Origin of the sequence: Rhizobium sp. Leaf453 (assembly GCF_001425605.1) — a bacterium.
Taxonomy (GTDB): domain Bacteria; phylum Pseudomonadota; class Alphaproteobacteria; order Rhizobiales; family Rhizobiaceae; genus Pararhizobium.
The window spans coordinates 1-4,715 of sequence record NZ_LMRG01000021.1 but is presented as its reverse complement, the minus strand read 5'-3'; the positions used below and the strand labels follow the sequence as shown (position 1 = coordinate 4,715).

Below are 4,715 nucleotides of genomic sequence, written 5' to 3'. Positions count from 1 at the left end.
TCCATCCTCATTCCGCGCTCAAGATGGCTTCCCCTCGGCAGTTCATCAGGGCTAAATCAAACTAGCCGACATGTCCGGTGAAACGGGGTGCACTTCAGTTTGGAAATTGTCCGGCTGAGGTATTCCGGGCGGATTGCCGCCTCGATCTCGGATGATAAGATCGCATCCTTCGATGATTGGATGATCTCGCGGATAGTGAGGTAACCCCAGAAGACCCCAGCCAGCGCTGGAATGAAGACAATCCCGCCGATGAGTTGCACGGGTCTTCCGCGAGTCCAGAAATAGAGAAGGCCGAAAACAACAGGTAGTCCGATCGGCAGAATATAAAGGCCGACACCAAGAAGCGCGATGAAAGCCATGCCCATACCGACTGCGCAATCATTGCGACAGTCGCTACCGCCGACCAAAGACAAGAGAGCCAACCAAACAGGAGTCAGGATCGCCGCCAGCTTGAGGCACCCGATCACGATATCGAGCGATATCCAATCAAGTTCCCCTATTTCCTCTTTGTCATCGCTCATGGACGGCCTCCCAAACGGCGATTGAGAGGCTATGTGCAGTTGCAAAAGAAAAGCTTAATGCGAGGATGCAGAGTGTGATCAAGCGTAGTGCCGCGCAACTGCGCAGATCAGCCGAACTTGATGATCGCGACCTCGCCGTTGAGCGCGCCCTGGTAAGCGGAGGCATGCGGCTCTTCATCCGGTTCGCCTTCGAGCGTTCCGATCTGGTCGAGATCTGCCTCGAGGAAGCCTTCTTCAGCTAGGGCATTGAGTGCCTCACGCACGGCGCTATCGTCATCAGGTGCGCGCAGCATCACGTGAATGTCCACGCCTTCCTTGTCGCCATTCTGCTCATAGGCCTTGCCAATGATGATGAAGATCATCGGTCCGTCGAGCTTGTTGTCGTTGTCCGGAATGGCAGTCATGGCAATGTCCTCTTTCGAATGATGTACGTTTTCACCCTATAGCGTATTGCATCGCAGCACATGGGAAAAAGCGGCCGATCGTGACGAATCGTGAATGGCAGGGCGCGATTCCTGAAAATTGCGCTGGATTGTGGAAATGCTTTATGATTCTTTAAGTTGAACGCAGTGCCTGTTCGATTCATGCGAGCGGCGCGGGCAGGGACCCCGGCACCGCCCGCCAAAGCCTTGTTTTGCAGGCTTGTCAGTCCTGTGCGGACAAGATTATTTGTTAATTCCCCTTGACGGGACACCCCGAAATCAGTACACCCCGCCGCATCGGAGCCTATGTGAGGCTGGCTGGTTCGGGACGTCATGTTCTGGAGTTCGCCTCAAACAAGGTTCGAAACGCACGCTGAAGACCACAATGCTGTACGCAAGACGCTGAAACTATTGCGTCCTCTGCTCTTTACGGGCCATCTGCCGAAAGGCGGATTGGTCCTCGTTTTGCGCATTTGAAAGCGTTCGAAACCGCCGGCGACGGCATTGATCCGCCCGCAAGGGTAATGAGACATTTGTAAGGGATGGTTATATGCCTACCGTAAACCAGCTGATCCGTAAGCCGCGTCAGGCACAGGTAAAGCGCAATAAGGTTCCTGCCCTGCAGGAAAACCCGCAGAAGCGTGGCGTTTGCACCCGCGTTTACACGACGACCCCGAAGAAGCCGAACTCGGCTCTGCGTAAGGTTGCCAAGATCCGTCTGACCAATGGCTTCGAAGTCATCGGCTACATTCCGGGCGAAGGTCACAACCTTCAGGAGCACTCCGTGGTCATGATCCGCGGCGGCCGCGTCAAGGACTTGCCGGGCGTTCGTTACCACATCATCCGTGGCGTTCTCGATACCCAGGGTGTCAAGAACCGCAAGCAGCGCCGCTCCAAGTACGGTGCGAAGCGTCCGAAGTAATTCGGGTTTCACAATTTAAGGTGCTGCGCGAGGTTCTCCGCGTGTTAAGGCGCCAGTTCTAGTTTGAGAGACAAAATCAATGTCACGTCGTCACAGTGCAGAAAAGCGCGAGATCAATCCGGACCCGAAGTTCGGCGATCTGGTCGTCACCAAGTTCATGAACGCAATCATGCTTCATGGTAAGAAGTCGGTCGCGGAAAGCATCGTTTACGGTGCCTTCGATGCGGTTCAGGCGAAGCTGAAGCAGGAGCCGGTTACCGTGTTCCATTCCGCTCTCGACAACATCGCTCCGCACGTTGAAGTGCGTTCGCGCCGCGTCGGTGGTGCCACCTACCAGGTTCCGGTCGATGTTCGTCCCGAGCGCCGCCAGGCTCTTGCCATCCGCTGGCTGATCATTGCTGCCCGCAAGCGCAACGAAACCACCATGATCGATCGCCTCTGCGGCGAACTCATGGATGCTGCGAACAACCGTGGTAGCGCCGTCAAGAAGCGCGAAGACACCCACAAGATGGCTGACGCCAACCGTGCATTCTCGCATTATCGCTGGTAATCGACGTACAATTTCGAAAGGCAGTCACTATGGCTCGCGAATATAAAATCGAAGACTACCGCAATTTCGGTATCATGGCGCACATCGACGCCGGCAAGACCACGACGACCGAGCGGATTCTGTATTACACGGGCAAGTCGCACAAGATTGGCGAAGTTCATGACGGCGCCGCCACCATGGACTGGATGGAGCAGGAGCAGGAGCGTGGCATCACGATCACGTCCGCTGCGACCACGACCTTCTGGAAGGGCCGTGACGGCAAGATGCGCCGCTTCAACATCATCGACACCCCCGGCCACGTCGACTTCACCATCGAAGTCGAGCGTTCGCTGCGCGTTCTCGATGGTGCTGTCGCTCTTCTCGATGCAAACGCCGGCGTAGAGCCGCAGACGGAAACCGTCTGGCGTCAGGCTGAGAAGTACAACGTTCCGCGCATGATCTTCTGCAACAAGATGGACAAGACGGGCGCTGACTTCTACCGCTCTGTCGAGATGATCAAGACCCGTCTCGGCGCGACGGCTGTCGTCATGCAGCTGCCGATCGGCGCTGAAACGGAATTCAAGGGCGTTGTCGACCTGATCGAGATGAATGCTCTGATCTGGCGTGACGAGTCGCTCGGCGCCCAGTGGGACGTCGTCGAAATCCCAGAAGACATGAAGGCCAAGGCTGAAGAATATCGCGAAAAGCTGATCGAGACCGTTGTCGAGATCGACGAAGCCGCGACCGAAGCCTATCTGGAAGGCAATCTGCCGGACAACGATCAGATCCGTGCGCTCGTTCGCCGCGGCACGATCGACGTCAAGTTCCACCCGATGTTCTGCGGTACCGCCTTCAAGAACAAGGGCGTTCAGCCGCTGCTCGACGCCGTCGTCGATTACCTGCCGTCGCCGCTCGACATTCCGGCGATCAAGGGCATCGATGCCAAGACCGAAGCCGAGATCGAGCGTCATGCTGACGACGCCGAGCCGCTTTCGATGCTTGCGTTCAAGATCATGAACGACCCCTTCGTCGGTTCGCTGACCTTCGCCCGCATCTATTCGGGCAAGCTCGAAAAGGGCTCGTCGGTCATGAACACGGTCAAGGACAAGCGCGAGCGCGTCGGCCGCATGCTGCAGATGCACTCGAACTCCCGTGAAGACATCGAAGAAGCCTTTGCAGGCGACATCGTTGCGCTCGCTGGCCTTAAGGAAACCACCACCGGTGACACGCTTTGCGACCCGCTGAAGCAGGTTATCCTTGAGCGCATGGAATTCCCGGAGCCGGTCATCCAGATCGCGATCGAGCCGAAGTCGAAGGGCGACCAGGAAAAGATGGGCCTCGCGCTCAATCGCCTCGCTGCCGAAGACCCGTCGTTCCGCGTCAAGACCGACCAGGAATCCGGCCAGACGATCATCGCCGGCATGGGCGAACTCCACCTCGACATTCTCGTTGACCGCATGCGTCGCGAGTTCAAGGTTGAAGCCAACGTCGGTGCTCCGCAGGTTGCCTACCGCGAAACCATCACGCGCCAGCACGAAGAAGACTACACGCACAAGAAGCAGTCCGGTGGTACCGGTCAGTTCGCGCGCGTCAAGCTCGTCTTCGAACCGAACCCGGATGGCGAAGACTTCAAGTTCGAATCCAAGATCGTCGGCGGTGCTGTTCCGAAGGAATACATCCCGGGCGTTCAGAAGGGTATCGAAAGCGTTCTGTCCTCCGGTCCGCTGGCTGGCTTCCCGATGCTCGGCGTCAAGGCGACGCTCATCGACGGTGCCTTCCACGATGTTGACTCCTCGGTCCTCGCGTTCGAAATCGCCTCCCGCGCTTGCTTCCGTGAAGCTGCAAAGAAGGCCGGCGCCCAGCTGCTTGAGCCGATGATGAAGGTCGAAGTGGTAACGCCGGAAGATTACGTCGGTGACGTTATCGGTGACCTCAATTCCCGCCGTGGTCAGATCCAGGGTCAGGAAAGCCGTGGTATCGCCGTGGTCATCAGCGCAAACGTTCCGCTGGCCAACATGTTCAAGTACGTCGACAACCTGCGCTCCATGTCGCAGGGCCGCGCCCAGTACACGATGACCTTCGATCACTACGCGCCGGTCCCGTCGAACGTCGCGACTGAAATTCAGGCAAAGTATTCCGGTCAGAAGTGACCGGAACGACTGCCATCTGACAGAAACAAGAGAATTATCCCCTGATGGGGATCAAAAAACGGAGAGCCGGAAATGGCAAAGAGCAAATTTGAGCGCAACAAGCCGCACGTCAACATTGGCACGATCGGCCACGTTGACCATGGCAAGACGTCGCTGACGGCAGCGATCACG

6 protein-coding genes are annotated in these 4,715 nt (G+C 57.2%); 4 read left to right on the top strand and 2 right to left on the bottom strand.

Annotation, left to right across the window (positions count from 1 at the left end; all coding sequences use genetic code 11):
- Positions 1-56: 56 nt before the first annotated feature.
- Together ASG68_RS18160 and ASG68_RS18155 are read right to left on the bottom strand one after the other, a co-directional pair.
- Positions 57-521, bottom strand: a complete 465-nt coding sequence (locus tag ASG68_RS18160) for a hypothetical protein (protein WP_062582692.1) — start codon at positions 519-521, stop codon at positions 57-59.
- Between the two features lie 107 nt (positions 522-628).
- Entirely contained in the window at positions 629-925 is a 297-nt protein-coding gene (locus ASG68_RS18155) for a hypothetical protein (RefSeq protein ID WP_062582690.1), read from the bottom strand.
- 568 nt (positions 926-1,493) lie between these two features.
- Between ASG68_RS18155 and rpsL the strand changes: the two genes are divergently transcribed.
- The 4 genes from rpsL to ASG68_RS30810 all read left to right on the top strand — a co-directional run.
- A complete protein-coding gene (rpsL, locus tag ASG68_RS18150; RefSeq protein ID WP_003507760.1) occupies positions 1,494-1,865 on the top strand; it encodes a 30S ribosomal protein S12 in 372 nt (123 codons plus the stop codon).
- Positions 1,866-1,944: 79 nt separating this feature from the next.
- Positions 1,945-2,415 (top strand): 30S ribosomal protein S7, encoded by a 471-nt coding sequence (rpsG, locus tag ASG68_RS18145; protein WP_062582688.1) that lies wholly within the window; start codon positions 1,945-1,947, stop codon positions 2,413-2,415.
- Positions 2,416-2,444: 29 nt separating this feature from the next.
- Positions 2,445-4,544: an elongation factor G gene (fusA, locus tag ASG68_RS18140; protein WP_062582686.1), complete on the top strand. Its 2,100-nt coding sequence runs from the start codon at positions 2,445-2,447 to the stop codon at positions 4,542-4,544.
- Between the two features lie 72 nt (positions 4,545-4,616).
- A partial coding sequence (locus tag ASG68_RS30810) for a GTP-binding protein (protein WP_141681087.1) occupies positions 4,617-4,715 on the top strand: 99 nt, incomplete at its 3' end.